Annotated in this window: 25 protein-coding genes; 14 read left to right on the plus strand and 11 right to left on the minus strand. The window is 57.4% G+C overall.

Annotated features, from left to right (window positions below):
* Positions 1-8: 8 nt before the first annotated feature.
* Genes DFR38_RS16885 through DFR38_RS16895 form a run of 3 tightly spaced genes read right to left on the minus strand, consistent with a single transcriptional unit; the run spans position 9 to position 4,580 of the window.
* A complete protein-coding gene (locus DFR38_RS16885) occupies positions 9-3,026 on the minus strand; it encodes a sarcosine oxidase subunit alpha family protein (protein WP_059285246.1) in 3,018 nt (1,005 codons plus the stop codon).
* Positions 3,023-3,316: a sarcosine oxidase subunit delta gene (locus DFR38_RS16890; RefSeq protein ID WP_059285245.1), complete on the minus strand. Its 294-nt coding sequence runs from the start codon at positions 3,314-3,316 to the stop codon at positions 3,023-3,025. Before DFR38_RS16890 ends, DFR38_RS16885 begins: the two co-directional genes overlap by 4 nt.
* Positions 3,317-3,326: 10 nt before the next feature.
* On the minus strand, positions 3,327-4,580 hold the full coding sequence (locus tag DFR38_RS16895; protein WP_059285244.1) for a sarcosine oxidase subunit beta family protein: 1,254 nt from the start codon (positions 4,578-4,580) through the stop codon (positions 3,327-3,329).
* 227 nt (positions 4,581-4,807) lie between these two features.
* Here DFR38_RS16895 and purU point away from each other — a divergent pair, with 227 nt between their 5' ends.
* The 4 genes from purU to DFR38_RS16915 all read left to right on the plus strand — a co-directional run bounded on the left by purU (position 4,808) and on the right by DFR38_RS16915 (position 7,222).
* Positions 4,808-5,674, plus strand: a complete 867-nt coding sequence (gene purU, locus DFR38_RS16900) for a formyltetrahydrofolate deformylase (protein ID WP_059285243.1) — start codon at positions 4,808-4,810, stop codon at positions 5,672-5,674.
* A gap of 193 nt (positions 5,675-5,867) precedes the next feature.
* Positions 5,868-6,263 carry a hypothetical protein gene (locus tag DFR38_RS16905; RefSeq protein ID WP_199053041.1) on the plus strand — a complete coding sequence of 132 codons (396 nt, stop codon included), beginning with the start codon at positions 5,868-5,870 and terminating at the stop codon, positions 6,261-6,263.
* 101 nt (positions 6,264-6,364) lie between these two features.
* Positions 6,365-6,739: a c-type cytochrome gene (locus DFR38_RS16910; protein WP_059285241.1), complete on the plus strand. Its 375-nt coding sequence runs from the start codon at positions 6,365-6,367 to the stop codon at positions 6,737-6,739.
* A gap of 51 nt (positions 6,740-6,790) precedes the next feature.
* Complete coding sequence (locus DFR38_RS16915; RefSeq protein ID WP_110313660.1) at positions 6,791-7,222, plus strand: GFA family protein; 432 nt, start codon at positions 6,791-6,793, stop codon at positions 7,220-7,222.
* A 261-nt stretch (positions 7,223-7,483) separates the two neighbouring features.
* Here the strand turns inward: DFR38_RS16915 and DFR38_RS21090 are convergent, their stop codons facing one another.
* From DFR38_RS21090 to DFR38_RS21100, 6 genes are read right to left on the minus strand one after another with little or no spacing between them, the layout of a single operon-like run.
* Complete coding sequence (locus tag DFR38_RS21090) at positions 7,484-9,538, minus strand: DUF342 domain-containing protein (protein ID WP_146216000.1); 2,055 nt, start codon at positions 9,536-9,538, stop codon at positions 7,484-7,486.
* A gap of 10 nt (positions 9,539-9,548) precedes the next feature.
* Positions 9,549-10,196 (minus strand): PilW family protein, encoded by a 648-nt coding sequence (locus DFR38_RS16925; RefSeq protein ID WP_059285239.1) that lies wholly within the window; start codon positions 10,194-10,196, stop codon positions 9,549-9,551.
* Complete coding sequence (locus DFR38_RS21095; protein ID WP_146216001.1) at positions 10,193-10,567, minus strand: hypothetical protein; 375 nt, start codon at positions 10,565-10,567, stop codon at positions 10,193-10,195. Before DFR38_RS21095 ends, DFR38_RS16925 begins: the two co-directional genes overlap by 4 nt.
* 2 nt (positions 10,568-10,569) lie before the next feature.
* Positions 10,570-11,040 (minus strand): pilus assembly FimT family protein, encoded by a 471-nt coding sequence (locus tag DFR38_RS16930; protein ID WP_158527753.1) that lies wholly within the window; start codon positions 11,038-11,040, stop codon positions 10,570-10,572.
* Positions 11,000-11,440, minus strand: coding sequence for a type IV pilin protein (locus DFR38_RS16935; RefSeq protein ID WP_082693327.1), 441 nt, complete (start codon positions 11,438-11,440; stop codon positions 11,000-11,002). Before DFR38_RS16935 ends, DFR38_RS16930 begins: the two co-directional genes overlap by 41 nt.
* Before the next feature lie 20 nt (positions 11,441-11,460).
* On the minus strand, positions 11,461-11,784 hold the full coding sequence (locus tag DFR38_RS21100; protein ID WP_146216002.1) for a hypothetical protein: 324 nt from the start codon (positions 11,782-11,784) through the stop codon (positions 11,461-11,463).
* A gap of 36 nt (positions 11,785-11,820) precedes the next feature.
* On the opposite strand from DFR38_RS21100, the gene DFR38_RS21105 reads away from it, so the two are divergent.
* Both DFR38_RS21105 and DFR38_RS16940 read left to right on the plus strand, forming a co-directional pair.
* Positions 11,821-12,045 (plus strand): hypothetical protein, encoded by a 225-nt coding sequence (locus DFR38_RS21105; RefSeq protein ID WP_146216003.1) that lies wholly within the window; start codon positions 11,821-11,823, stop codon positions 12,043-12,045.
* Positions 12,046-12,460: 415 nt separating this feature from the next.
* Positions 12,461-12,937 carry an FKBP-type peptidyl-prolyl cis-trans isomerase gene (locus DFR38_RS16940; RefSeq protein ID WP_059285238.1) on the plus strand — a complete coding sequence of 159 codons (477 nt, stop codon included), beginning with the start codon at positions 12,461-12,463 and terminating at the stop codon, positions 12,935-12,937.
* 629 nt (positions 12,938-13,566) lie between these two features.
* Here DFR38_RS16940 and DFR38_RS16945 read toward each other — a convergent pair.
* Positions 13,567-14,151 carry a hypothetical protein gene (locus DFR38_RS16945; protein ID WP_059285237.1) on the minus strand — a complete coding sequence of 195 codons (585 nt, stop codon included), beginning with the start codon at positions 14,149-14,151 and terminating at the stop codon, positions 13,567-13,569.
* Positions 14,152-14,220: 69 nt separating this feature from the next.
* Positions 14,221-14,520: a DNA translocase FtsK gene (locus DFR38_RS16950; protein ID WP_161968914.1), complete on the minus strand. Its 300-nt coding sequence runs from the start codon at positions 14,518-14,520 to the stop codon at positions 14,221-14,223.
* Positions 14,521-14,589: 69 nt separating this feature from the next.
* Here DFR38_RS16950 and DFR38_RS16955 point away from each other — a divergent pair, with 69 nt between their 5' ends.
* From DFR38_RS16955 to betA, 8 genes are all read left to right on the plus strand, one after another.
* On the plus strand, positions 14,590-15,618 hold the full coding sequence (locus tag DFR38_RS16955) for a helix-turn-helix transcriptional regulator (protein ID WP_082693326.1): 1,029 nt from the start codon (positions 14,590-14,592) through the stop codon (positions 15,616-15,618).
* Positions 15,602-15,991 carry a hypothetical protein gene (locus tag DFR38_RS16960; RefSeq protein WP_059285234.1) on the plus strand — a complete coding sequence of 130 codons (390 nt, stop codon included), beginning with the start codon at positions 15,602-15,604 and terminating at the stop codon, positions 15,989-15,991. The genes DFR38_RS16955 and DFR38_RS16960 overlap by 17 nt, the downstream gene beginning before the upstream one ends.
* 125 nt (positions 15,992-16,116) lie before the next feature.
* Positions 16,117-17,451, plus strand: coding sequence for a hypothetical protein (locus DFR38_RS21110; RefSeq protein ID WP_146216004.1), 1,335 nt, complete (start codon positions 16,117-16,119; stop codon positions 17,449-17,451).
* A gap of 1,569 nt (positions 17,452-19,020) precedes the next feature.
* Complete coding sequence (locus DFR38_RS16970; protein WP_110313663.1) at positions 19,021-19,722, plus strand: BRO-N domain-containing protein; 702 nt, start codon at positions 19,021-19,023, stop codon at positions 19,720-19,722.
* Between the two features lie 150 nt (positions 19,723-19,872).
* The gene (locus DFR38_RS16975; RefSeq protein WP_082693325.1) at positions 19,873-20,205 is read left to right on the plus strand and encodes a type II toxin-antitoxin system TacA family antitoxin; all 333 of its coding nucleotides are present in this window, start codon (positions 19,873-19,875) and stop codon (positions 20,203-20,205) included.
* A gap of 31 nt (positions 20,206-20,236) precedes the next feature.
* Positions 20,237-20,659 (plus strand): GNAT family N-acetyltransferase, encoded by a 423-nt coding sequence (locus tag DFR38_RS16980; RefSeq protein ID WP_204377430.1) that lies wholly within the window; start codon positions 20,237-20,239, stop codon positions 20,657-20,659.
* Positions 20,660-20,913: 254 nt separating this feature from the next.
* Complete coding sequence (gene betB / locus DFR38_RS16985) at positions 20,914-22,377, plus strand: betaine-aldehyde dehydrogenase (protein ID WP_059285231.1); 1,464 nt, start codon at positions 20,914-20,916, stop codon at positions 22,375-22,377.
* Positions 22,378-22,577: 200 nt separating this feature from the next.
* Positions 22,578-24,293: a choline dehydrogenase gene (gene betA / locus DFR38_RS16990; RefSeq protein ID WP_059285230.1), complete on the plus strand. Its 1,716-nt coding sequence runs from the start codon at positions 22,578-22,580 to the stop codon at positions 24,291-24,293.
* Positions 24,294-24,357 lie beyond the last annotated feature (64 nt).

Here is a 24,357-nt window from a genome sequence, read left to right on the forward strand (position 1 = left end):
AACCTTGCTTAGGCATGTTGACGCACCCCTTCCTTGTCCACGAACACCGACGACACCACCTGCGCCGGCACACTCTTGCCATGCGCCCAGACGAACACCGTGTCGCCCTCACGCTTGCTGCCATCCTTCAGCACGGCCATGGCAATGGAGCGGCCAAGGAAGGCACTGTGATAACTGGAGGTGACATGGCCCTGCATGGCAGCCGGCACCGTGTCATCGGTATTGCTGAGAATCTGCGCGCCTTCGGCCAGTACCACTTTCGGGTCCAGCGGCAGCAGGCCCACCAGCTGTTTGCGGCCTGCACCTGCGGTGTGCGAGCGCAGCAGCGAACGCTTGCCGAGGAAGCTGAACGGCTTTTTCATGCCCACCGCCCAGCTCATGGCCAGATCATTCGGGCTCATCGAGCCGTCGGTATCCTGACCGACGATGATGAAGCCCTTCTCGGCCCGCAGTACGTGCATGGTTTCGGTGCCGTAGGGGGTGATGTCGAACTCGGCCCCCGCCTTCATCACTTCTTCCCACATATAGCGGCCGTAGTTGGCATCCACGTTGATTTCATAGGCCAGTTCACCGGAGAAGCTGATGCGGAACACCCGCGCCGGCAGCCCGGCCACGGTGCCGCTGCGGCCATCCATGAACTTGAAGGCGTCCTTGTCGAAGTCGATGTCCGTGCACAGCTTTTGCAGCACCTTGCGGCTGTTCGGGCCCACCACGGCCACGGTGGCCCAGTGGTCGGTGGTGGTGGTGAAGCGTACTTTCAGCTCCGGCCATTCAGTCTGGTGCCAGCGTTCCAGCCAGCTATAGACACGGGCAGCACCGCCGGTGGTGGTGGTCATGTGGAAGTGGTCGTCTGCCAGGCAGGCGGTCACACCGTCGTCCATCACCATGCCGTTTTCGTCCAGCATCAGGCCGTAGCGGCATTTGCCGGGGTCCAGCTTGCTCCAGGCATTGCTGTAGATGCGGTTGAGGAATTCACGCGCATCCGGACCCTTGACGTCGATCTTGCCCAGGGTGGAGGCATCCATCACCCCCACACTGTTACGGGTGGCTAGGCATTCGCGGTTGACCGCAGCGTGCAGGTCTTCACCCGGCTTGGGGAAGTACCAGGGGCGCAGCCACTGGCCCACCACTTCGTACTCGGCCTTGCGCGCATCATGGCTGGCATGCATGGCGGTGTAGCGGCGTGCATCGAAGGTTTCACCCACGTGCGGGCCTGCCAGCGCACCAAAAGTCACCGGGGTGTAGGACGGCCGGTAAGTAGTGGTGCCCACTTCGGCAATGGGTTTGCCCAGCGCCTCGGCGGCAATGGCAAAGCCGTTGATATTGGACAGCTTGCCCTGATCCGTACCAAAGCCCAGCGCGGTATAGCGCTTGACGTGTTCGATGGAGCGGTAGTTTTCGCGCACTGCCGTGTGGATATCGGCGGCGGCCACATCGTTCTGGTAATCGACAAAGGCCTTGGCACCATGACCTTCCGGCTTGCCGTCCGGCAGGCGGAAGATGGCACGCGGCGCAGCCACTTCTTCGCTGGCGACTGCCGGGGCCTTGCCGGTGCTGCCACGACCATGGCCCAGCAACAGGGCGGCCACGGTGGCGTGGGTCTGATCCAGTGCGTCGGACAATTCCCAGCGGCCGGTGATGGCACCGACGCAGGCAATGTTTTCGCGGCCTTCGTCCGGGCAGACAAAGGATAGCTGCTGCTGATTCCACAGCGGGCGGCCACCGTTGTGGCAGAACAGGTGGACAGTAGAGGTGAGGCCGCCAGAAGACAGCACGGTATCCACGCTCAAGCGCGGGCCGGAACCAATCACCTGATTGTTGCGGGCATCCAGCTTCACCAGCTGTGCACCGCTGACGCTCTTGTCGCCCAGCACCTTGGCAATGCCGTGGCCCAGCAGCAATTCGGCACCGGCATTTTTCAGGGCTTGCTGACGCCATGCCGCCGCCCCGCCCTGCCGGGCATCAGCCAGCGTCACCTTGACGCCGGACAGCGCCAGGTCCAGCGCGGCTTCGTAAGCGGCATCGTTCTGGGTTTGCACCAGCACTTCGCGGCCCACCGCCACGCCGTAACGGTTGAGGTAGCTGTGACCGGCGGCGGCAGTCATTACGCCCGGCACGTCGTTGTAACCGAACACCAGCGGGCGTTCGATGGCACCGCTGGCCAGAATCACCTGATGAGCGCGAATCTTGTGCAGACGCTGGCGCGGCAGCGCGGCATTGCGCTCGGTCAGCGGCAGGTGGTCTTGCAGCAGTTCCACCGCCTGTACCAGGTTGAGGTCGTGCAGGGCAAAGGCGGTAGTGCGCGGCAGCACGCTGACATTGGGCAGGCTGGCCAGTTCGGCCAGGCGCTGGTTTACCCAGTCCATGCCGGACAGGCCGTCGATGCGGCTGCGGCGTTCGGTCAGCAGCCAGCCGCCCATTTCGGCCTGCTCGTCCACCAGCAGGGTTTTCAGACCGGCACGACCGGCCAGCGTGGCCGCCCACAGGCCGGCAGCGCCGCCGCCCACCACCAGCACATCAATATGATGGTGCAGATGGTCGTAGCTTTCCGGGTCGGCTTCGGTCGGCGCACGGCCATAACCAGCGGCCTTGCGGATGAATTTTTCATAGAAGGGCCAGGCTTTCACCGGCTCCATGAAGGTCTTGTAGTAGAAGCCGGGCGGCATGAAGCGGCCAAACTTGCCCAACAGGCCCTTGAGGTCGAAGTCCAGCGAGGGGTAGCCGGTGGTGCTGCCGGCCAGCAGGCCCTGGTACAGCTCCACTTGTGTGGCTTTGAGGTCGGGCACGGTATGGGCGCCGGTTTCCAGCTGGATCAGCGCATTGGGTTCTTCGGCACCAAAGCCGACGATGCCGCGCGGCCGGCCATACTTGAAGCTGCGGCCGATCAGGCGCACGCCGTTGGCCAGCAGGGCCGAGGCCAGGGTGTCGCCGGAAAAGGCTTTGTACTGCACATTGTCGAAGACAAAGCTCAGCGGCTTCTGGCGATTGATGCGCTCGCCGGGGCGATGGATGCGATAGCCGCTCATGCTTGTTCCTCCTCATACAATGCCTTGCCGTCGGCCAGCGTCCAGCTGCCGGCAATTTCATAGCTGACGGTGTGGCGCTTGACTGCAAACACCTTGCGACAGCCGGCCACGTGCTGCCATTGCTCCCAGTGCCAGCCACGCGGGTTCTTGCGGTGGAACACGTAGTCGCCCCAGGTGGCGTCGTCCACTTCTTCGGGCACTGCCGGGCGGGCGATATAGGCTTCACCGGCGTAGCTGAACTCTTCTTCTTCCCTTGCCTCTTGGCAGTACGGGCAGGTAATCACCAACATAAGCCTCTCCCTAGTGAGCCACGGCCGCTGCGCCGTGCTCGTCGATCAGATGTCCGGTGGCAAAACGGTCCAGCGAGAACGCGCTATTGAGCGGGTGCGGATCGTCATGGGCGATGGTGTGGGCAAACACATTGCCCGAGCCCGGCGTGGCCTTGAAGCCGCCAGTCCCCCAGCCACAGTTGAAATACAGGCCCTTGATGCGGGTTTTGCTGATGATGGGGCAGGCGTCCGGTGACACATCCACAATGCCACCCCACTGGCGGTTCATGCGCACGCGGGAGAAGGACGGGAACATCTCGATGATGGCGGCGGCGGTGTGTTCGATCACATGCGGGCTGCCGCGCTGGCCATAGCCCAGATAGCTGTCGATACCGGCACCAATCACCAGCTCGCCCTTGTCGGACTGGCTGACATAGCCATGCACGGCGTTGGACATCACCACGGTGTCGATACAGGGCTTCATGGATTCGGACACAAAGGCCTGCAAGGGGTGGCTTTCCAGCGGCAGGCGCAGCCCGGCCATTTTGGCCAGTACCGAAGAATTACCCGCCGCCACACAGCCCACACGGTCGGCCATGATGTCGCCACGGCTGGTATTCACCCCCTTGATACGGCCGCCTTCGATGATCAGGCCGGTGACTTCGCACTGCTCGATGATGTCCACGCCCAGTTCGGACGCGCCACGGGCAAAGCCCCAGGCCACCGCATCGTGCCGTGCCACGCCGCCACGCGGCTGGAAGCTGGCCCCCATGATGGGGTAGCGGGTGCGGTGGCTGATGTCGATCAGCGGCACCATGTCCTTGATTTCCTGCGGGGTCATCACCACCGCGTCCACGCCATTGAGCAGGTTGGCATTGGCGCGGCGTTCGATGTCGCGCATGTCCTGCAGGGTGTGGCCCACGTTCATCACGCCGCGCTGGCTGAACATCACGTTGAAGTTGAGGTCCTGCGACAGGCCCTCCCACAACTTCAGGCCGTGTTCGTACAAGTGCGCCGCCTCGTCCCACAGATAATTGGAACGGATGATGGTGGTATTCCGTGCGGTATTGCCGCCGCCCAGATAGCCCTTCTCCAGCACGGCCACATTCTTGATGCCGTGTTCCTTGGCCAGGTAGTAGGCCGTGGCCAGGCCGTGGCCGCCACCGCCGACGATGATCACGTCGTACTGTTTCTTCGGCTGCGGGCTTTTCCAGGCCGGCTGCCAGCTTTCATGATGCTTGAGCCCGTTCTTGATCAGGCTCCACAGGGAGTATCGGTTTGCCATCTGCGGCTCCAGCGGGGTGGATGTATTCGGACAAGGCCCATTCTCCCGGCCTGGCCCCTGCCCCGTTTGGCTGAAAAGGACAAGCACTTGCCCACAGCCGACACCGCACGACATGTCTGAAATCGACGCAAATCCGGCGTTTGCAAGCCAGCACCGCGACCAGACAGGCCTTAGGGTTAGCGCACACACCGCAGGCAACACGCCTGTACTACAAGGGAAGACCAGCCATGATTGCCACCACCCCGTCTTATGTCTTGAGCTTTACCTGCCATAGCGCCTCCGGCCAGGTTGCCCGCTTCTCTGCCCTGCTGGAGTCGCAGGGCTGTTATATCGACGAGCTGGCGGTATTCGACGACCCCAGCAGCCAGCGCTTTTTCGTGCGCTGCGTCTTCCACCCGCAAGCGGAAAGTTTCGACCAGTCACGGCTGGCGGCCGGCATGGCCGAGATGAACCAGCACTATCAGGATTTGCGCTGGCAGTTGCACGACCGCCGCGAGCGGGCGCGGGTACTGATCATGGTGTCCAAGCTGGACCACTGCCTGAACGACCTGCTGTACCGCCAGAAAATGGGCGATCTGGAGATGACCGTGACCGCCATTGTTTCCAATCACCGCGACCTGGCCCCGATTGCCGAAGCCTACGGCCTGCCCTTCCATCACCTGCCGGTCAGCCCGGCCAACAAGGCCGAGCAGGAAGCCGCCGTGCTGGCACTGATCAAGGAAACCGGCTCCGAGCTGGTGATCCTGGCGCGCTACATGCAGGTGCTATCCAGCGCCACCAGCGCCTTGCTGGCCGGCCGCGCCATCAACATCCACCACTCCTTCCTGCCCGGCTTCAAGGGGGCCCGCCCCTACTGGCAGGCGCATGAGCGCGGGGTCAAGCTGATTGGCGCCACCGCCCACTACATTACCGACGACCTGGACGAAGGCCCGATCATCGAACAGGTGGTGGACCGGGTAGACCACGCCTGCACCCCGGAAGACCTGCAGGCCACCGGCCGCGACATGGAATGCCAGGCGCTGGCCCGCGCCGTGCGCTACCACCTGGAACGGCGGGTATTCCTCAATGACAACCGCACGGTGGTGCTGCGCTAGAAGTGCTGCCGGAGCGGCTTGCAACAGCCAGGACCCGGACACCAGCAGCCGGCTCCGGGCCCGATGCGACAAGGCGCTGCGCCGCAGCGGCTGCACCAGTCATGACATCGTGTTAAATTGGGCGTTTCGGCGCGCAGCATCGCTGGCGACAGCGGCGATGCTGCGCGCCTTCATCTTGCTCAAGCGGACCTGTATGGCAGCCATCTGGAAAACATATGCCCGGCTCACCCTGCTCGCTGCAGCCCTGTACACAGGTGGCATGGCCCATGCGGCAACACCGCTCAGCCCGCCACTGGCCATCACGGTAAGGTTTGATTTCTATCCCGCCGACAGTACCCGCATTCACCAGCTGGAACAGCGGCTGCAACGGGCACTACAGCATGCCCGGGTAGGCGAACTCGGCGAAAGCGAATTTCATCTGGATGGCAACGAAGGCTTTTTCTACCTGTTCGGCCCCGACCCTCAACGGCTGTTTGCCGTAGCCGGCCCCATCCTGCAATCATCCGCCCTGATGCAGCATGCCGAAGTGGAAGAGCGCGATGGCCAGCACAGGAAAACCTTCTTGCTGCAGCCGGAGGCATCGCGATGAGGGTGCCCACGACAGGGAAAAACAGCATGATTCACCACCGCCCCCGGCGGCAGGACATGCCAATGCAGACCTGCCAGCCACAACGCCAGGAGTGGTAAACCATGCCGACAAAAATCAGCCTGCTTGCTTTATCCGCCATGCTGCTCTTACTGAGCGCAGCGGCATACGCCGACATCAGTAACGGGAAAAACCTATACCAGAGCCGCTGTGCCATCTGCCATGGCGCGCAGGCCAATGGCAGCGGGCCATTGGCGGCCAAAAGCAGCCCACCCACCCCGGACCTGACCACGGCAGCTTTCAAAAAACGCCTCACAGACTATCCCGGTGTGATTGTTTCATCCATCATCCTGCGCCCCAATGGCGATCTGATCCCGAAAACCCTCAGGGACAATGGCATCAAGCTGGCACCCCATCACTGGACGGTGCAGGACTTGCGTGATGTCAATGACTACATGCGCAGCATCATCGGCAAGTGACCAGACATGCCAGCGGCAGATAATCCAGCACCATGCCTGATGGAGAAGACCATGCATACACTGACCGGAGCCTGCCATTGCGGCAACATCCACATTGCCATTGCGTTGACACAGTCGCCTGACCGCTATGCACCCAGGGCATGTGATTGCGATTTTTGTCGCAAGCATGGCGCATCCTATCTCTCCGACCCGCATGGCAGCATGCAGCTGGAGGTGCGCGATGCAGACTTCATGGTGAAATACCGGCACGGCAGCCAGCTGGCAGACTTCCTGCTGTGTAGCCGCTGCGGAGTGTTGATTGGCGTGTTGTATCAGGACGGCAACCGCCGGTATGGCACGGTGAATTGTGCAGCACTGCAACAGACCGCAGCGCTGGGCATACCGGTATCCGTGTCGCCCAGGCTATTGGCGGGCAGCGAGAAAACCGCCCGCTGGAGCGCGCTGTGGTTTCCGGATGTTGTCATCACAACCGCCAAGCCCTAAGCCTGGACGCCAGACTGCTGGAAAACGCGGTTTCATGCTGCTATGGGCGGCGGTCAGATCGGGTAAAACCTTGCCGGAAGCATTTTTCAAAGATGACCGCTGGAAGCCCAGCCGCAGCAGCGTGCTGGATGGCATGGTGCATGTGTGCTTGCTCGAAAGACCAGCAGAGCATCCTGAGCACATCGGCTACAGATGCAGGCAGGACCAGAGAGCAGCGTGTTCTTGCTACATTAAGGTCACTGCGTTCAGTACGCTGATAAGTTAAATGTATTTTGCCCACAATACAGCAGCTGAATAAGTCAGGGTACTGTTTCCATTCGTGGTTGTGGAACCAAGACCCGTTGACGCTTGCGAGCTACTAACATTCGACGTATCAACTACCAGCCCGCCTTGGGATACTGTCATTGTTGATTTCGCATTCTGGCCTTCATACAAGCCCCCATAAATGGTATCGGTTCCCCCGGCGGTGGAAACAGTGGTTCCGCTAATCACATTTCCATAGATTGTCCAGCCATTTGCCGACAAAGCCGCCTGAGAGATGATGGCATCATTAGCCAATGCAGTCGTCCCGAGTGCCGTTGTCGAACTGCACACATTAGTCGGCCAGAAATTCCCGCCACATACCAATGCTGCAGTTGAGTAATTTGGCGCATGCAAGATAAGGTTTGATCCGCTATTGGTAAGGGTAAGGGCACCATTCACCACCAGTGAATTGATCAAACCATTTAGACTACCGCTAAGGCCATCAATTTTCAGGTTACCATCAAAATACACGATACCTGGCGGCCATTTATATATACCCGATAGTACCCAGCCGCTTGCATTGGCATTAGCTGTTGAAAAACAACTAGCATTATACCACTGACATTGAAACAGATCGAAGCCCTTCAAGGTCTGCAAAGGATCTGTTGTCAGATCATAAGTCCCAGAAACATCAATACCGGTACTGGTCTTTACATTGAGAATGGTCACCATTGGATGACTATTATTACTGTTAATATAGAATGTATAGTTTGCCTTATTTTTGTAATCGCTAACATTGTAGCTAGTCGTCGTGACTGCACAGGATGGCAAACCGGGAAGACCAGGAGCATTGCTTGCCGCGACACCAGTCGTCAAATTGGCAATCGCAGATGAATTACCACCGGTATTTGTATATTTCCCTACCAGCTTCCCACTAGTCATCGTAGGTAAATTATAGGATGACACCGTCAGATTACCCCCACCAATAAAGGTGGAAATAGCATTTTGTACCATACTGATATCACTATTGGAATACAGTTTGGTATAGTTGCCATACCAGCCAGTAAGAGTTATTTGATTCCCCCACATTGTTCCGACTGTCGCTTTGGAAAACTTGACGACCCCACCATATACACTGTTATACCCTAGTGTTATCGTATGGCCATTATAGGTAGGATAGCTATATGTAGCACTGGCACCAGAAACAAGGGTTACATTAATACTGTTACTATTGGGTATGACTGAACTTCCAGATAAAGTCCCACCTACATATGCAGTACCAACCAGGCTTCCATCTGAATATACATTTACCAGATAGGCACCAGCCTTGATGGCAGTGTAAGTCCCATCATCTTGGGTGATGGTGATATTTCTTGCAGCCAGAGATGTATTAGTGGGCGACGACATATTGGAAATGGTGATATCACCCAGTGCATTCAGACTGGCTCCATTTGCAATACCACCACCGGATAATGAAATATCACCCGTAGCACATCCTGAAATATAAGCAGTTGCCCCGTTACCAATCGTGATATTTCCATTAACAATGACATTGGCCAAACTGGAGCCATTAACCAAAGACAAAGACCCTCCGGAATAATTCAAATCGCCATTAATTGTCACCGCTGCACCTGCTTGACTGGAACCGCCAGGACTTCCGGATTGACTGAGCTGATAAACAAGCTGGACAGTGGATGTGGCAGGCCCGCTTGTTCCGGTGACCGTGGCGGTTAGCTGCATATTGCTAATGCTGCATGATATCGTTGCAATCGAAACGCCACTTAATCCGATAGAGAAGCTTGGGCAGGAACCATTACTGACTTGGGCATAAATAGACGGTGCAACACTTGCATTATTCAAAACCTGAGTCAGCGCCTGTACCCCCTCCCATGCTTTAATTTCTGCCTGGGTGGAGGCGTGCACACTCATCTGCATGTCTTGAGCACCACGAACCCGGAAGAAAATGGTCATCGCGGTAGCGGTCATTGCCATACCGACAAGCAGGACAAGCAGTATGGTTGCCATACCCTGCTGGCGCTGCCATGTATGAAAGGGCCTCAATGCTGGGCGCATACGGATATACTCAGTGGAAATTGGTCAGGCAAGTCTGATTCTGGATACTGGCGGACGCCGCATAGCCCTGGATGGTGAGCGTGGCAACATAGCCTCCACTAGCGATCACTGCGCTGCTCACCGCTGTGCCCGTGCCAAATGGCGTGCATATTGCATTGCTGATGACGATGGTGGCACTACCGGCCGCAGGCGCGTTGGGTAATGTTACCGGCACGGATGTAATGATGCCTTGGCTGGCGTTACTGCTGGCAGGCAGCGCAAGCCCGCTGCTGCAGGTATAACCGGACGAGGCCGGCCCATAAAAGATCAGGTTGTTTCCGTTGGCTACCAGTGCCTGACATGTGGTGGCACCACTTTTCCATACCAACGCATTGCCTGCCGTTCCTGTGCTAACGGTGGAAGACGCAAGATAAACCTGCAAGGTGGAACCATAAGCGTTACTGCCAGAGGCATAACCATATCCGGCACTTTGCAACAGCCGGTCGGCCATGATGATCCCGCCTGCGATCTGACCATCCATGATCGCTCCATAACCAGCCTCCGCAGTACTTTTGGATGCTGTCTTATAAAGCGATAGCATGGTCATAACGACAATCAGTCCTACGACCATGCCTACCATCAACTCAATCAAGGTAAAACCGGCCACACGTCTGATCATGGTGTAAAGGTGATGGTGCCACCCAGATTGCTTGCAGTGGCACTTGCTGTAGGCGTTGATATGGCGATGTTAGTGATGGAAAAAGTACCTGAGCTGGTGGCTGCACTGGCAGTTATTCCGGCCGTTGTTCCAAGCGTGCATGTTGCACTGGCAATCGCAATGGACGGAGTACCGCTGCAACTGGTTTGCAAGGTATAACGAATCTGCTCCACGGCGAGGCTATTAGCATTCATATAGCGTTGAGCCACGGCAATGCGGCTGCAAACATAGACTAGGCCCAAACCCAGGATTACGGTCAACACCATTGAAATCAGCCCCTCCAACAAAGACGTACCGCGTTGTTTCCCAGGGAGATTCATATTTTTTTGCATGCTTAGTAAAACTGGCCTGTCCGTGTATCACCACCGGGGGCGGATACCTGATAACTCAGGCAATTACTGTTCAGTGGTAAGCCATTACTGTCGAGACCAAGCTGATTACTACAAGATGTATTTTGCAAATTGATACTGGTGTCTGAATCAATACTACCCGTCCAGATCAACGTGCCGGAACTCCCCTGCAGAACCGACATCGTGGAGCTACTGTTAATCTGCAAGGTTGCAGCAGCCGTGGAGCTGGCTGCTGTGATGTTTCGCAAAGCCAAAGCACGAGTACGATAGAACGCTTGCCGAAGCTGGGACTCAGCGGTAGAAATATGCGCATTTGCGCCCCAGCTGCGCGATAGCGCACTGGTCAGTAGCAGAATTAGCAAAAACACTGTCATGGTGACTACAAGTTCAACCAGGGTAAATCCGGTTTGCTGCTTACCAGCTGCCAGATAAGCCGCCACAACCAGTTGCTCCACTAATGTTTCGGTTATTGGATGAGTCCAGCGTCAAGGTACAGCCATTATTTGAAGTCGAGCTGACACCGGTGGCCGTTAACGTGTAAGTGGACGATGCGGCCGTTAGCGTAAAGGTGAAAAACGCACTTTGCGATGGACTCCAAGGCTGATTTGAAGTCGAGGATGCTGCATAACTGATGGTTTGTGCCGTCGTTGTCGTTGATGAGGCGGCGTATTGCAAAGTACGCTGATAACTGTTTTCCATCACCAGCGCCAACGCGGTCAGATCACCCGCAGCAGCCTTAACATGTGATTTGGTGATATAGGTTTGATATGCAGGAACTGCGATGACAGCCAAGATGGCTAAAACAGAAACAACTATTATCATTTCAATCAGGGTAAACCCTTTAGTATCAACCATCACTGACTAGCCCAATGTCATTAATTGTATATTCTAAGGGGTTGTCTATTGCTATGCAACATTAATAAAATTTTTTTACATGGCATTTTTTTTGTGAGCGTCTGCATTGCAGCCAAAGCCGCTGAAGTGTTTCGACTGGTTTTCATAATAAGTACCGCCCCCCCACCGGCTTTGTCAAACATGCCGGCGGGTGGCGCTGCTGCGGTTTTAAGCGGCAGGCTGTTTGAGCGATTGGACCATAGCCAATCGCGAGTTCCAGCAGTGCCACAGAGTGTCAGACCCCGGAGGGCAGCCGCAGGACATGCTGATGGGGTGGACTTGGCGGTGAAGGAGAGCTTGGCCAAGCAAGCTCTCCTTCACGCCCGCCGCGCGGAAGCGGCATGCAAATCATCATCCGCGCAAGCGGATTCCTGCCCTATTTTCAACTACGTAAAACCATCAGAAACATCAACAGCAAAACCAAATCGCGGGTCCCACCCCGCCGTCGAGATCCTTTGCTCTTGGCTCTTGAAACCGCCGCCGCAAAAAAAGAGCAACCCGCAGCGCGTCGAATTCCCGCCCCAGCCATCTCGCCCAGATCGCGGCCGGAACTTGCGGCGCGCTAACGTCGCGCCGCTGTGGACAGCCGACCGCTTAAGATCCTGTGCAGCACCTCGGCGTCGGCTGGCGCGGACGGAACCGGGGCCGCTCCGACAGGTGTTCATGATCAGATAACCACCGCGCCAACGCGCCCATGGGCCCCATCAAGCATGCCCCCGTGCGGACGGGGCACTCAAATCATCATCCATGGCAGGCCAGGCGGGGAGACCTATAGAGTCTGCTGGTCAAGGGTGGTGCTTCCGGTTTACCAACCCCGCCTCGGCCTGCCACCCGCGTTTGCATGCAGATGAACCAGGTGTATCCAGCCATCAGGGCAGCGCATCCCACCACCACCGTGGCACAGGCCGACCGGCCTGCAGGTTGACACCCCGGTGCCGAACTGCCAACCTTCCCAGCCCCATTGATTAGCCATTGCCCACCATGAAAATCACCCAAGACAGCGCCGTCACCCTGCGCATGAAAGTGACCGACCGCCAAGGCCAGGTTTACGACGATGGCAAGCACCCCGTCTCCTACCTGCATGGCGATTACGACAATCTGTTCGCCAAGCTGGAAGCCGCACTGGAAGGCCAGGAAGCCGGCTTTCAGACCACGCTGGAACTGGCCAGTGAAGACTGCTTTGGCGAACGCGACGAAGCCCTGGTCACCACCATGCCCAAGGCCGAGTTCCCGCCCGGCATCAAGGTAGGCGGCCAGATCCAGCGCCTTGGCCCAGATGGCCAGCCGCGCTACTACTTTGTCACCAAGATCAAGGGCCCCACCGTCTTGCTGGACGGCAACCACCCGCTGTGCGGCAAGACCCTGCGCTTTGCCATCACCGTGCTGAATGTGCGGGCAGCCACCGCCGAGGAAATTGCCCACCAGCATGTCCATGGCGAGCATGGCCATCAGCACTGATCCTCCCCTTGCCTGACTGTCAAAGCCCTCCCGCTGCGGAGGGCTTTGTTTATGCAGCGCCGTGACAGACAGGATAGTGCGCAGACTGAACACGATGCCGCATAGCCGGCCACCATGCGGCAATCCGTCGATTTTCCACCGCACCGACACTCCTCCCCGCCTTGCCATCCACCGCCCCGCAGCGGCATGCAAATCATCAGCCGCAGGCAGGGATTACCATCCGGCCCTATCCATCAACAGCAGCATCAAAGGAAAGGACAACGCCCCTGCTGGCGCGGACCTTTGCTGCGCCGGTATGGACCGCAGAGATAGCGGGCAGGTGTGCGCTGACAGGGGCGGCCCGTCTGCGTCGGCTTGCGCTGAGGGGAATGGGTTTCGTTGGGTGATGCCTGCGCTAGCGAAAAGTGCTGAGGCGGGGGCCTGACGCAGGACAAGGGATTATGTCAATGTGTTAGCATGACTGCTGTTGGCCAGGAGCCCCCATTCCCGAGATATGAGGCCAAGGTCTCAAGCTCGGCCGAAGCGGACATAAGGTATTCACTGAACTCTCGACAGCAATCAGCTTCTTAGCAGCCATATCCTCAGTCCAGATGGGTTAGGGTAGTCTAATTATTCACACGTGCCTTGTGCTACAACCGCTCCCTAGCTGCAGAATTTTTCGCTCGCGTTACAGCTGCTTTTTGGGCTGCCCGTTTCCGCTTTTCCTCCCATTCTCGATCAGAAGCCTGTAGGGCTTGGTATGCAGACTTTGTCTCAAAGGTGGTATAGCCATCTGGCGGTAAATAGTGATAAACATCGCCGATATATTTGACTTCTCCAAATGGCTTCCAGAATGCTGTTACCAAAAATATCAATGCACAGATGGCCCAGTCCAGAATAGTTGGTCCGGCTATTGAGTCGATAAAATCAATATGAAAGAGCCACATGGGTAATTGCACCAGCCAGCCTAGATGCGGAATGAAGTGGTTATACCGGTCAACAGCATCTTCACCAAAGAACAAGCCAACACAAAAGGAGATGATCAGAAACGAAATGGCATTCCATTGCATCATCGTCCATAAGCAGGCTTTACGTTCGTAGGGGTCTTGAGCGCGCCGATAGTGTCCGGCCAGTGCGACGATGGATAGTAGCCCGACAACCAGCAGAACAGGTGCCATGCAGATGATGATGGTGTAAAAAATTGCATCCAGGATTTGTCGTAAGTCTTTGAGCATGAGGGTCTCTCAGGTGTCTTGGGGTGATGGATGGATTGCGTAGGCTAATTGGCAGACAAGCGCGAGCCGTTAACCCTGTCCCAGCCTGTCTTCACATCCTTTTTTGGCGATACGCTTGCTTAACAGCCATTTCTTTCGTACCGGCAGATACCCTTCCGCCGTGATTTCAATCCAGTGCGCCGCCAGCATGGCCTGGTGCAACTGGCAGGCCTGGCCATAACCCATGCGCAGCTGTCGCTGTACATAACTGACGCTGATTGACTGATCCTGGCGTGCCGCTGCTAACAGTTGGATAAACACTTCTTGTTGAGTGATGTCTTGCATTGCGCATGCTCCATATGTCATTTGGTTTGGCAATGCTATGATCATGAATGGACAATTATTGTCGCAATATCCGCTTAGCATGGTCCACATGCTGCACCGCATTTGGAAACACGTATGGCTGCTAATGACATTTGCAGGAATAAAAGACTGCTGAGCATTTCCCGGCACTTGGCAAACGCCGGTGACACGGGTCTGGGCATGCAAGCCCTGCTCGACAAACTGGGCCAACTGGATGACGACATGCAAAGCCGGAGCGGTCGTAAAAGTGTACTCCCATCCAAAGAGACGGACTCCCGCCGCAAGATGCTGCAACGGGACCTGCGCACGCTCATCGATCAAGGCTATGTTCGCCCCGATGGCCGTGGCCCGGCACGGCGCTATATCCGCACCCAGCAACCCATTGAGGCCGAAGTGGATGCCCTGGTGATGGACAAACTGACCTTGCTGCGCGCGCGCTGCAACGAACACAACAAACCCATCAACATGCTGCCCTTACTGCGCCAGCTGTTGGGGCCACAAGGCAGCATGACGGGAGAGTGCCTGCGTATCGAACCGGATTCATTTCAACTGATTCCAGCGCCCATCCGCCAGTCTTGCCTGGAGGTGGCTATCGCTGCGCTTCGTGATGGGCAGATGGTAAAACTGACTTACCGTAACCGCCTGGGTGAAAAGTCAGTCAATGAACTGACTCCGCTGTACATCAGAATCAAGGGGGCCGGCTTGTATTTGCGAGCGCGCAAACTGGATGGTCAGGAACGGGACTATGCCCTGCAGCGGTTTGTTGACATCCAGCAACTGGACAGACTGATCGAGGAGGCCGACCCCAGCCCCGCGTTCACTACACCAACGGCAATGATGCAGATCCGCATGAGGGTGTCCAGGGCAATGGAAGCCACCCTGCTGGATTGCAAGATCAGTCCCGATCAGCGCATTACTCCACTCGCGTCCGGTGATGACATGTCTGCCCTGGTGGAAGCCACTGTCACCGATGATGCATGCTTTTCGCGCTGGATATTGAGCTGGAGCAATGACATAGAAATAATTTCTCCTGCAAAATTGCGTGAGCAAGTAGCAGTCAAGCTTAAAACCGCACTGCAACGCTATCAAACCAACCAAGGAAACACTGATGCCACTGGTGATTGAACATATTGACGAAATAGCTCGCCGCTTGAATCGGGATGTTCTACTCATCGGCCCAGACCGAACTCATGGCGCCAAACCAGACAGCTCTTGGAAAAGCAGCGCAGAACGCAAGAGTCTGCTGGCCTGGCTGGAGGAACACCATATCGACTGGGAACCATGCGGTTGGTTATCCACACCGGGTGTTACATATGGATACGAAGGTGACATCTATCTGGACCTTCCCTATGCCCCTGACGATGTGCGCTACCAGCAACTACAGGACTTTGTGCAGGAGCAGGACGACGGGAGTACTAAGTGGCCGGGGGTGAGGATTTATCTTGTGGCCGTTGACTTCTGCCGAAACAGACAAAGACCCTCTAAAACTCAGCCGTGAATTACGACTTAATTACTCTGGCAATAATTTAAATTGCTACGCGAGAAGCGCTTCCAATCTTATTTTACATAATTTATGCCTTTAGAATATTGCTATTAATTGATCAATTCTACCTGGGATTTAATGTGCGCAAAGATCAATACCTTTCAGATTCAGATGTGATTGAATTTGTCGTCTGGTTCTCTTCAGAAATTACTGAACCAAAATTGACACATTGCTATGAAAAATCAAATGGCAGCATTGTAAAATTCAATAGCCTCATCGATGCATTAAAGCAGTACGAATGGCCATTTCGCTTCACTGGTCCAGGGAATAAGGAATTCAAAGGAAAAGGCTACAAGGAGAGCGAGCAGGCTCTTTCGTATTTGGCAAATAATCTCCGCTTAGCACTCGACGCAGGCAATGATAATGAAGCTTGTGAGTGGGCCTGCCGTATTATGAAATGGGGTGGAGTGACCAATGGTAATGCATCCTGGCTTCGTGACCATGTTAATGGCTTGGCTACTGAGATTCTAACAGTAAAAAGTGCACTCAATGCCGGTGAGGAAGGAGTGCAGGCCTTACAGTCAGTCCGTCGCTTTAATTCAGGAATGACAAAAGTATACTCCCTTCTAGTTCCCGGTTTCATTATTTATGATAGTCGAGTCGCGGCAGCTTTAGCTTGGTTTGTAAATGAGTGGTGCGAAAAAACCGATAGAAAAATAGTACCTACATTGCTAGCATTCCCGTGCATGCCAGCAAAAGAAGGAGAAAATCCCCGGATTCGAAAGTCTAGAAATCCATCCAATGGCACTCGCGAATTTCCGCAACTTAACAATCAAGCTCGCGTACATGCGCAGTGGAATATACGTGCCAGTTGGCTGCTTGATGCATGCCTTAATCACAGCAACTCCATTCAGTTCAATAATTTACGTGAACTTGAAGCAGCCCTATTCATGTGGGGCTACAACTTGAACAGCCATGAGAAAACCGAAGTAGACCGAACAAGCGATGTCGAGTTGGATGAACTAGCTGTATCTGAAGTCATTGCGCGGCAGCCCGATTGGCTACAGGATAAAACTCTAAGCAAGAAAAAGCCTTTTCAATGGATTTTTGATGTGGAGCGAGACGCACTCATTATCGATCGAGGGCTAAAAGATAGAGATATATTTACTACTACGCATATATTCATCTTGCTTCATCAGCTTTATGATGAATTCGGTCATGAATGGTTTCCATTGGCGAACAATGTACAAACCTTAGAAGATGGTAGCGAACAGCCTGGACTGGGGAAAGCTCTCTATAGTATTAAGCCGAATACAACTTACGCACAAGCTAGCTCACAACTTGCACCAATCCTCATGAGGTATGAAATTTTCGACTGGAAACGTTCTAGCAGATCAAATCAGTTCCGCCTTCAGATAACACCTCCGTCATCTATTGCTGATATGCGCATGTTGCTAGCTCAAGTCGCACATTAAATGAAAAATCAGTACTGATCTTCGGTCGAATGATGCATTTGCTGGTCTGTCCCGCCCTTCGTGGACACATCTGAGATGGCTGCTCAAGGTCGAAAGCAGAAGTCCATTCTTCATATTATGGCTTTGGCATACGAAGTCACCCACATCCCCCGGCCTTTCCTGCCGAACCGACGCCACCCACGGGCCCCGTCAAGCATGCCGACGGGTGGCCGGGGCGAGGTGTTAAGCACCTGCCCTGTCTGAGCGATTTGACGTTAGCAAATCGCGAGTTCAGGCGCGCCTCGCCGCGGTCAGGCTCCGGAGGGAAGCCGCAGGCCATGCTTGTGGGGTGGCCTTGGAGGTGAAGGAGGGCTTGGCCAGGCAAGCCCTCTTTCCCGTCCGCCGCGCGGAAGCGGCAGGTAAAACTTCATCCGCGTAGCGGATGCAAAGCCTGTTTTGACTTGGCAATGGCAACCCGACTTTCATCCTGCACCACTACGTTTAACTTCGCGGGTCTCGCCCCGCCGGCGAGGTACTTTGCTTTTGCTTCGCCACTTCGCCAACAGCAAGGACCCAAAGAAAAGGCGACCCGCAGCGCGTCGAATTCCCGCCCCAGCCATCCCGTCCAGGGCGCGGCCGGAACTTGCGGCGCTCTACCGTCGCGCCGCTGCGGACAGCCGACCGCTTAAGACCCTGAGCGGCACGCCTGTGTCGGCTCGCGCTGACGGGACCCGTTCCGCTCGACAGAGGTTTTAATGGGGAAATGAAAACAGGATGTCGGGACGATTGCCTAGTGATAAATACAAGTCGGTGTGATCTGAGAAACCACCGCACCGACGCCACCCACGGGCCCCGTCAAGCATGCCGACGGGTGGCCGGGGCGAGGTGTTAAGCGCCTGCTTTGTTTGAGCGATTTGACGTTAGCAAATCGCGAGTTCAGGCGCGCCTCGCCGCGGTCAGGCCCCGGAGGGAAGCCGCAGGCCATGCTTGTGGGGTGGCCTTGGAGGTGAAGGAGGGCTTGGCCAGGCAAGCCCTCTTTCCCGTTCGCCGCGCGGAAGCGGCAAGACAAAAAATCATCCGCGTGAGCGGATTTCTACAGTCCGAACAATTGATTTTTCGTTGTGTGCAGGGCTGGTCCGCATGACGGCGGAACGCCCCGGTAAGGCTGGAGCTTCCGCCCTACGTGCTGGCGCCAATAACGTCGCCAAACAAACCCGTCTCCCCGTCCGCCGCGCGGAAGCGGCCCTTAAACCACCATCCGCGCAGCGGATGCCAGCCCCTTACCTGCACCTCTTGCCAGTGCTTCCCGCCCCCTCTACCCTTGCTGTCCCCGGTACTGCTGATTAGCCTTGTCCCGTTGCGTTTACAAACGCAGCCAGGTTTGGCGACCTGATCAGTACTACCGGAAAAGCCGTGTCAAAGCGGCTTTTTCTGCTTGTGTCTGCCCCCTCCAATGGCAGGCCAGGCGGGGAGACCTATACGGTCTGCCGGTCAATGGTGGTGCTGCCGGTTCGCCAACCCCGCTTTGGCCTGCCACCCGCGTTTGCTTGCGTGCGTGGCAGCCTTCATCCTGCAACGGAGGGCAGAACCATGACGCATCCCGACCCCGACATCCCCCAGGCCCCGCCCCTGACGCTGTACTACCAAGGCAAGCCCGTCCGGGTGCTGCTCCACCACGGCCACTGCTGCCTGCTGGCGGACGACATCCTCGCCCTCTCCCCGCCCCGCCTGCGCCACCAGCTGCAACAGCAACTGGCCGAATACCCCGGCTGCGCCCTCACCCTGCCGCAACACGACAGCCCGCAATGCGGCTGGCCAGAAACTGCCTTGCAACGCGCACTGCAACAAAGCAAACGCCCCGCCGCCCGCCAACTGCAACACTGGCTGCAGCAACAGGTACTGCCTGCCCTGCAGCAACTGCCACCCGATGCCCCGCGCTGGGAACAGGCGCTGGCCATGGCGGCCGAGGCCGGACAGCAGATTAGCCATGCGGTACTGCAAGCCGTGCTGGAACACGGCAGCGACTGGCAACACAGCCACTGGCTGCTGACACTCAACTACACCCCCAGCCACCCGCGCCGCCATGCCCATGGCCGTCTGGTGGCACTTAACAGCAGCGCCACGTCATTGCAGGCGCTGGCGCAACATATTGCCGGGCCGGACGGCAGTGCCAGCCGCAATGGCGAGCTGCTACGCCTGGCGGCGGCTTGCCATCAACAATTGGCCAAGCGCACGGAGAAACAGGCATGGCGCGCAGAGGCGGCGGAACCAAAGAAATCAGGTCTTGGCTAATCCAGATGGCAAGCACTACCTGCCTGCTTAGTGATGCTGCTTGGCACTGCCATTGATTTAACGGTGCCAATATGTCACCATCAATAGATAAATCATTGATTTATCAGCAATCACAGCATACTCAAGCCATTGCAGGCAGGGAGGAAACACATGGCAAACAGCAAACTACAGGATGCAACGGTCTCCCCTCGGGGCCGCATTACTGCCCGTGTACCACAGCATGTGGAAAAAATACTGCAAGAGGCCGCAGAACTAGCTGGTGCAACCTTGAACCAGTTTGTGGTGCAAGCGGCTTTGGCAGCAGCCGAGCAGTTGATAGAACGCGAACGTGTCATTCATTTGTCTGGAGAAAATGCAGCTTGGCTGTGCCAACTGCTTGACCATCCACCAAGCAGCGCAGCACTGCAGGCTGCATTTCAGCAGTACCAAGCGAGAAAGGGAGAGCATGAGGGTTCTGATACAAGCCTTGAGTTCGAACCATGATCGCAAGTCATTCGACTGTGGTGTAGTCACGTTGAATAACTGGCTGGCACAGATGGCAAACCAACATCAGGCCAAAGGTTTTGCACGTACCTTTGTTGCAGTCGATAGTGCAGTGCCCGACAAAATACTGGGATATTACGCGCTCGCATCGGCACACATCATGTCCGAATCGTTAGCTGACAACCATAAACTGCCAAGAATCATTCCGGCAGTCCGTCTGGGCAGATTGGCGATAGACCGTCGCGTCCAAGGCATCGGGATGGGTGCTGCTTTACTAGTCGATGCACTCACGCGCATTCGCGATGACATCGCTCCCACGATTGGCGTGCATTCGGTATTTGTCGATGCAGTAAACGAACATGCCGCCAATTTCTACCAAAAGTTCGGTTTCACACGCTCTCCTGGTAATCCCCTGCTATTGGCACTCCCCATTGCCTCCATTCCTTTGCCTTAAGCTGTTTACCCTGAAGCAAGGCAGTGATGGAAATGGTGCGGTTAGGCATTGTTTTTCCCCAGCCCGCGTTAACATGCCCGCGCATTGACCGCGCTCGCCCTATCCATCCATCATCGATGCCACCTGTGCACAGGCGGCTGCATGTCGCCACAATCCGCCCCCGTGTCGGCTTTTGACACGCAAGCTTCCCTGCCTGATGGCTAAATCAGTGCCATCATCGGCAATCGCCTACCCAGAACACTAAGGAAGACAACGTGCAAGATGGCATCCTGAAAAGCTATATCGGCGGTCGTTATATCGATAATCCGGCCCTGCCGCTGGCCGACAACTTCAATCCCGCCACTGGCGCACTGCTGTGCCAGGTGCAGCAGGCCGGTGCCGCCGAGGCCGAGCAGGCCATTCAGAGCGCCGAAGCCGGTTTTGCCGTGTGGAGCGAAATGACCGGGGCCGAGCGTGGCCGCATCATGAACAAGGCGGTGGGCATTCTGCGGGCGCGCAATCGCGAGCTGGCCGAGCTGGAAGTGCGCGACAACGGCAAGCCGATTCAGGAAGCCGAGGCGGTGGATGTGCTGTCCGGCGCCGATTGCATCGAATACTTTGCCGGCATGGCCGCTGGTATTCACGGCGAGCATTTCCCGCTCAAGGGTGCGTTTGCCTACACCCGGCGCGAGCCCTTGGGCGTGTGCCTGGGCATAGGCGCGTGGAACTACCCCATCCAGATTGCCTGCTGGAAATCCGCCCCGGCGCTGGCCTGCGGCAATGCCATGATTTACAAGCCCTCCGGCATGACGCCGATGAGCGCCGCCCTGCTGGCGGAAATCTACAGCGAAGCCGGGGTGCCGGATGGCGTGTTCAACGTGATCCAGGGCAGCTCGTCCGTGGCACGGCAGTTGATTGCCGACGAGCGCGTGGCCAAGGTGTCGATTACCGGTTCGGTGGATACCGGCAAGGCCATCATGAAAGACGCCGCCAGCACGCTCAAGCGCGTCACCATGGAGCTGGGCGGCAAGTCGCCGCTGATCATCTTTGACGATGCCGACCTCGAACAGGCGGTGTCCGCCGCCATGCTGGCCAACTTCTATACCCAGGGCGAAATCTGCACCAACGGCACCCGCGTGTTTGTGGCGCGCAGCATTCACGCCGCCTTCATGCAGCGGCTGAAGGAGCGCACCGCGCTGTTGAAGATCGGCGACCCGATGCACCCGGACACCCAGGTGGGCGCGCAGGTATCGCCCAGCCATGCGCAAAGCGTGCTCAAGTACATCGATATCGGCCAGAGCGAAGGCGCGGTACTGGCGGCCGGTGGCCAGCGGGTGATCGTGCCCGGTTGCGAAGCCGGCTGGTTTATTGCCCCGACTATTTTCGACCAGTGCCGCGACGAAATGCGCATTGTCAGCGAGGAAATCTTTGGCCCGGTGATGTCGGTGCTGGTATTCGACGACGAGGCCGAAGTGATCCAGCGCGCCAATGCCAGCCGGCTGGGGCTGGCGGCGGGGGTGTTCACCCGCGACCTGGCGCGCGCCCACCGCGTGGTGGCCAAGCTGCAAGCCGGGGTGTGCTGGATCAACAACTACAACATCACGCCGATTGAAATGCCGTTTGGTGGCTATAAGGAATCCGGCCTGGGCTATGAAAACAGCCTCACTGCCATCGACTGCTACACCCAGCGCAAGAGCGTGTATGTGGAGCTGACCGGGGTGGCCAGTCCTTACGCCTGAGTGCTGCCAGCAGAACGCCTGTTGCAGCGTTGCGCCGCCTTGCCGTACTGCTTGTACTGTCTGCGTCGGCGCGCCTTGCACCAGGGGCTCTGCCTTATTTTGTCTGCCGCCCCCATGGCTCACCCTGTTCTCCACACCACAAGGGCAGACCGCACGGCCTGCCCTTGTCTGGCCTGAACCATCCGTCGCAAGGAGTACCCATGTCGCAACAGTTCGATTACATCATCGTCGGGGCCGGTTCCGCCGGTTGTGTGCTGGCTGCCCGCCTCACCGAAGATGCCGATGTCAGCGTGCTGCTGCTGGAAGCCGGCGGCCCGGACTGGCGGCTGGACTGGCGCACCCAGATGCCCGCCGCGCTGGCCTATCCGCTGCAAGGCACCACCTATAACTGGGCCTATACCACGCTACCGGAACCCCACATGGGCAACCGCATCATGACCCAGGGCCGCGGCATGGGGCTGGGTGGTTCGTCCTTGATCAACGGCATGGTGTACATCCGCGGCAATGCGCTGGATTTTGACGGCTGGGCGGAAAACACCGGGCTGGAAAACTGGAGCTATCTGGACTGTCTGCCCTATTTCCGCAAGGCGGAAAGCTACGACAAGGGCGCCAATGACTTCCACGGCGGCGACGGCCCGCTGCATGTCACCACGCCACGGCCAGACAACAACCCGCTATACCATGCCTTTATCGCCGCCGGCGAGCAGGCCGGTTACCCGCGCACCGACGACCTCAACGGCTACCGCCAGGAAGGCTTCGGGCCGATGGACCGCACCACCACGCCATCTGGCCGCCGTTGCAGTACCTCGCTGGCCTATCTGGACCAGGCGCGCAGCCGCGCCAACCTGACGGTGAAAACCCGCGCGCTGGCCGACCAGATCCGCTTTGCCGGCAACCGCGCCGTGGGGGTGAGCTATCTGCAAGGCGGCAGCCTGCAACAGGCCGAGGCGCGGCGCGAGGTGATTGTCTGCAACGGGGCCATTGCCAGCCCGCAGCTGTTGCAACGCTCCGGCGTGGGCCATGCCGACCAGCTCAAACAACACGGCATCAGCAGCGTGGTACACCTGCCCGGTGTGGGCGAGAACCTGCAAGACCATCTGGAAATGTATCTGCAATACCATTGCACCAAACCGGTGTCGATTTACCCGGCGCTGCAGTGGTGGAACAAGCCGCCCATCGGCGTGGAGTGGTATCTCAACGGCACCGGCCTGGGCGCCACCAACCACTTTGAAGCCGGTGGTTTCATCCGCAGCAGCAGCGAGTTTGCCTGGCCCAACCTGCAATACCACTTCATTCCGCTGGCCATGAATTACGACGGCAGCAATCCGGTGAAGGCGCACGGCTTCCAGTGCCATGTCGGCTCCATGCGCTCGCCCAGCACCGGTTTTGTGCGGCTGGCCAGCCGCGACCCGCGCGTCAAACCCTTGCTGCAGTTCAATTACATGGCGCATGCAGTGGACTGGCAGGAGTTCCGCGCAGGGGTGCGGCTGACGCGGGAAATCATCGCCCAGCAGGCGTTTGACGAATTCCGTGGCGAGGAAATCAAGCCGGGGATGAAGATTCAGAGCGATGCCGAAATCGACGCCTTCGTGCGCGAACATGCCGAAACCGCGCTGCATCCGTCCTGTACCTGCAAGATGGGCTACGACGACATGGCGGTGGTGGACAAGGACGGACTGGTGCACGGCGTGGAGGGCTTGCGCGTGGTGGATGCCTCCATCATGCCGCGCGTCACCACCGGCAACCTCAATGCGCCAGTCATCATGATGGCGGAAAAGCTGGCCGATGCCATTCGTGGCCGCACCGCATTGCCACGCTCACAGGCTGCTTACTTTACCGCTGGCACGCAGCCGGTACGGCTGATGGGCACGGCAGATTTTCCCTGGCCGACGGCCAGCGTGCCTGCCGCCCATTGATAAGCAGACAAGGTCATGCGGCGCTTGACTGCGCCGCCGCGCTTTCTACAATGCCAGTCAGCGG

Origin of the sequence: Aquitalea magnusonii, from assembly GCF_003202035.1 — a bacterium.
Lineage (GTDB): Bacteria > Pseudomonadota > Gammaproteobacteria > Burkholderiales > Chromobacteriaceae > Aquitalea > Aquitalea magnusonii.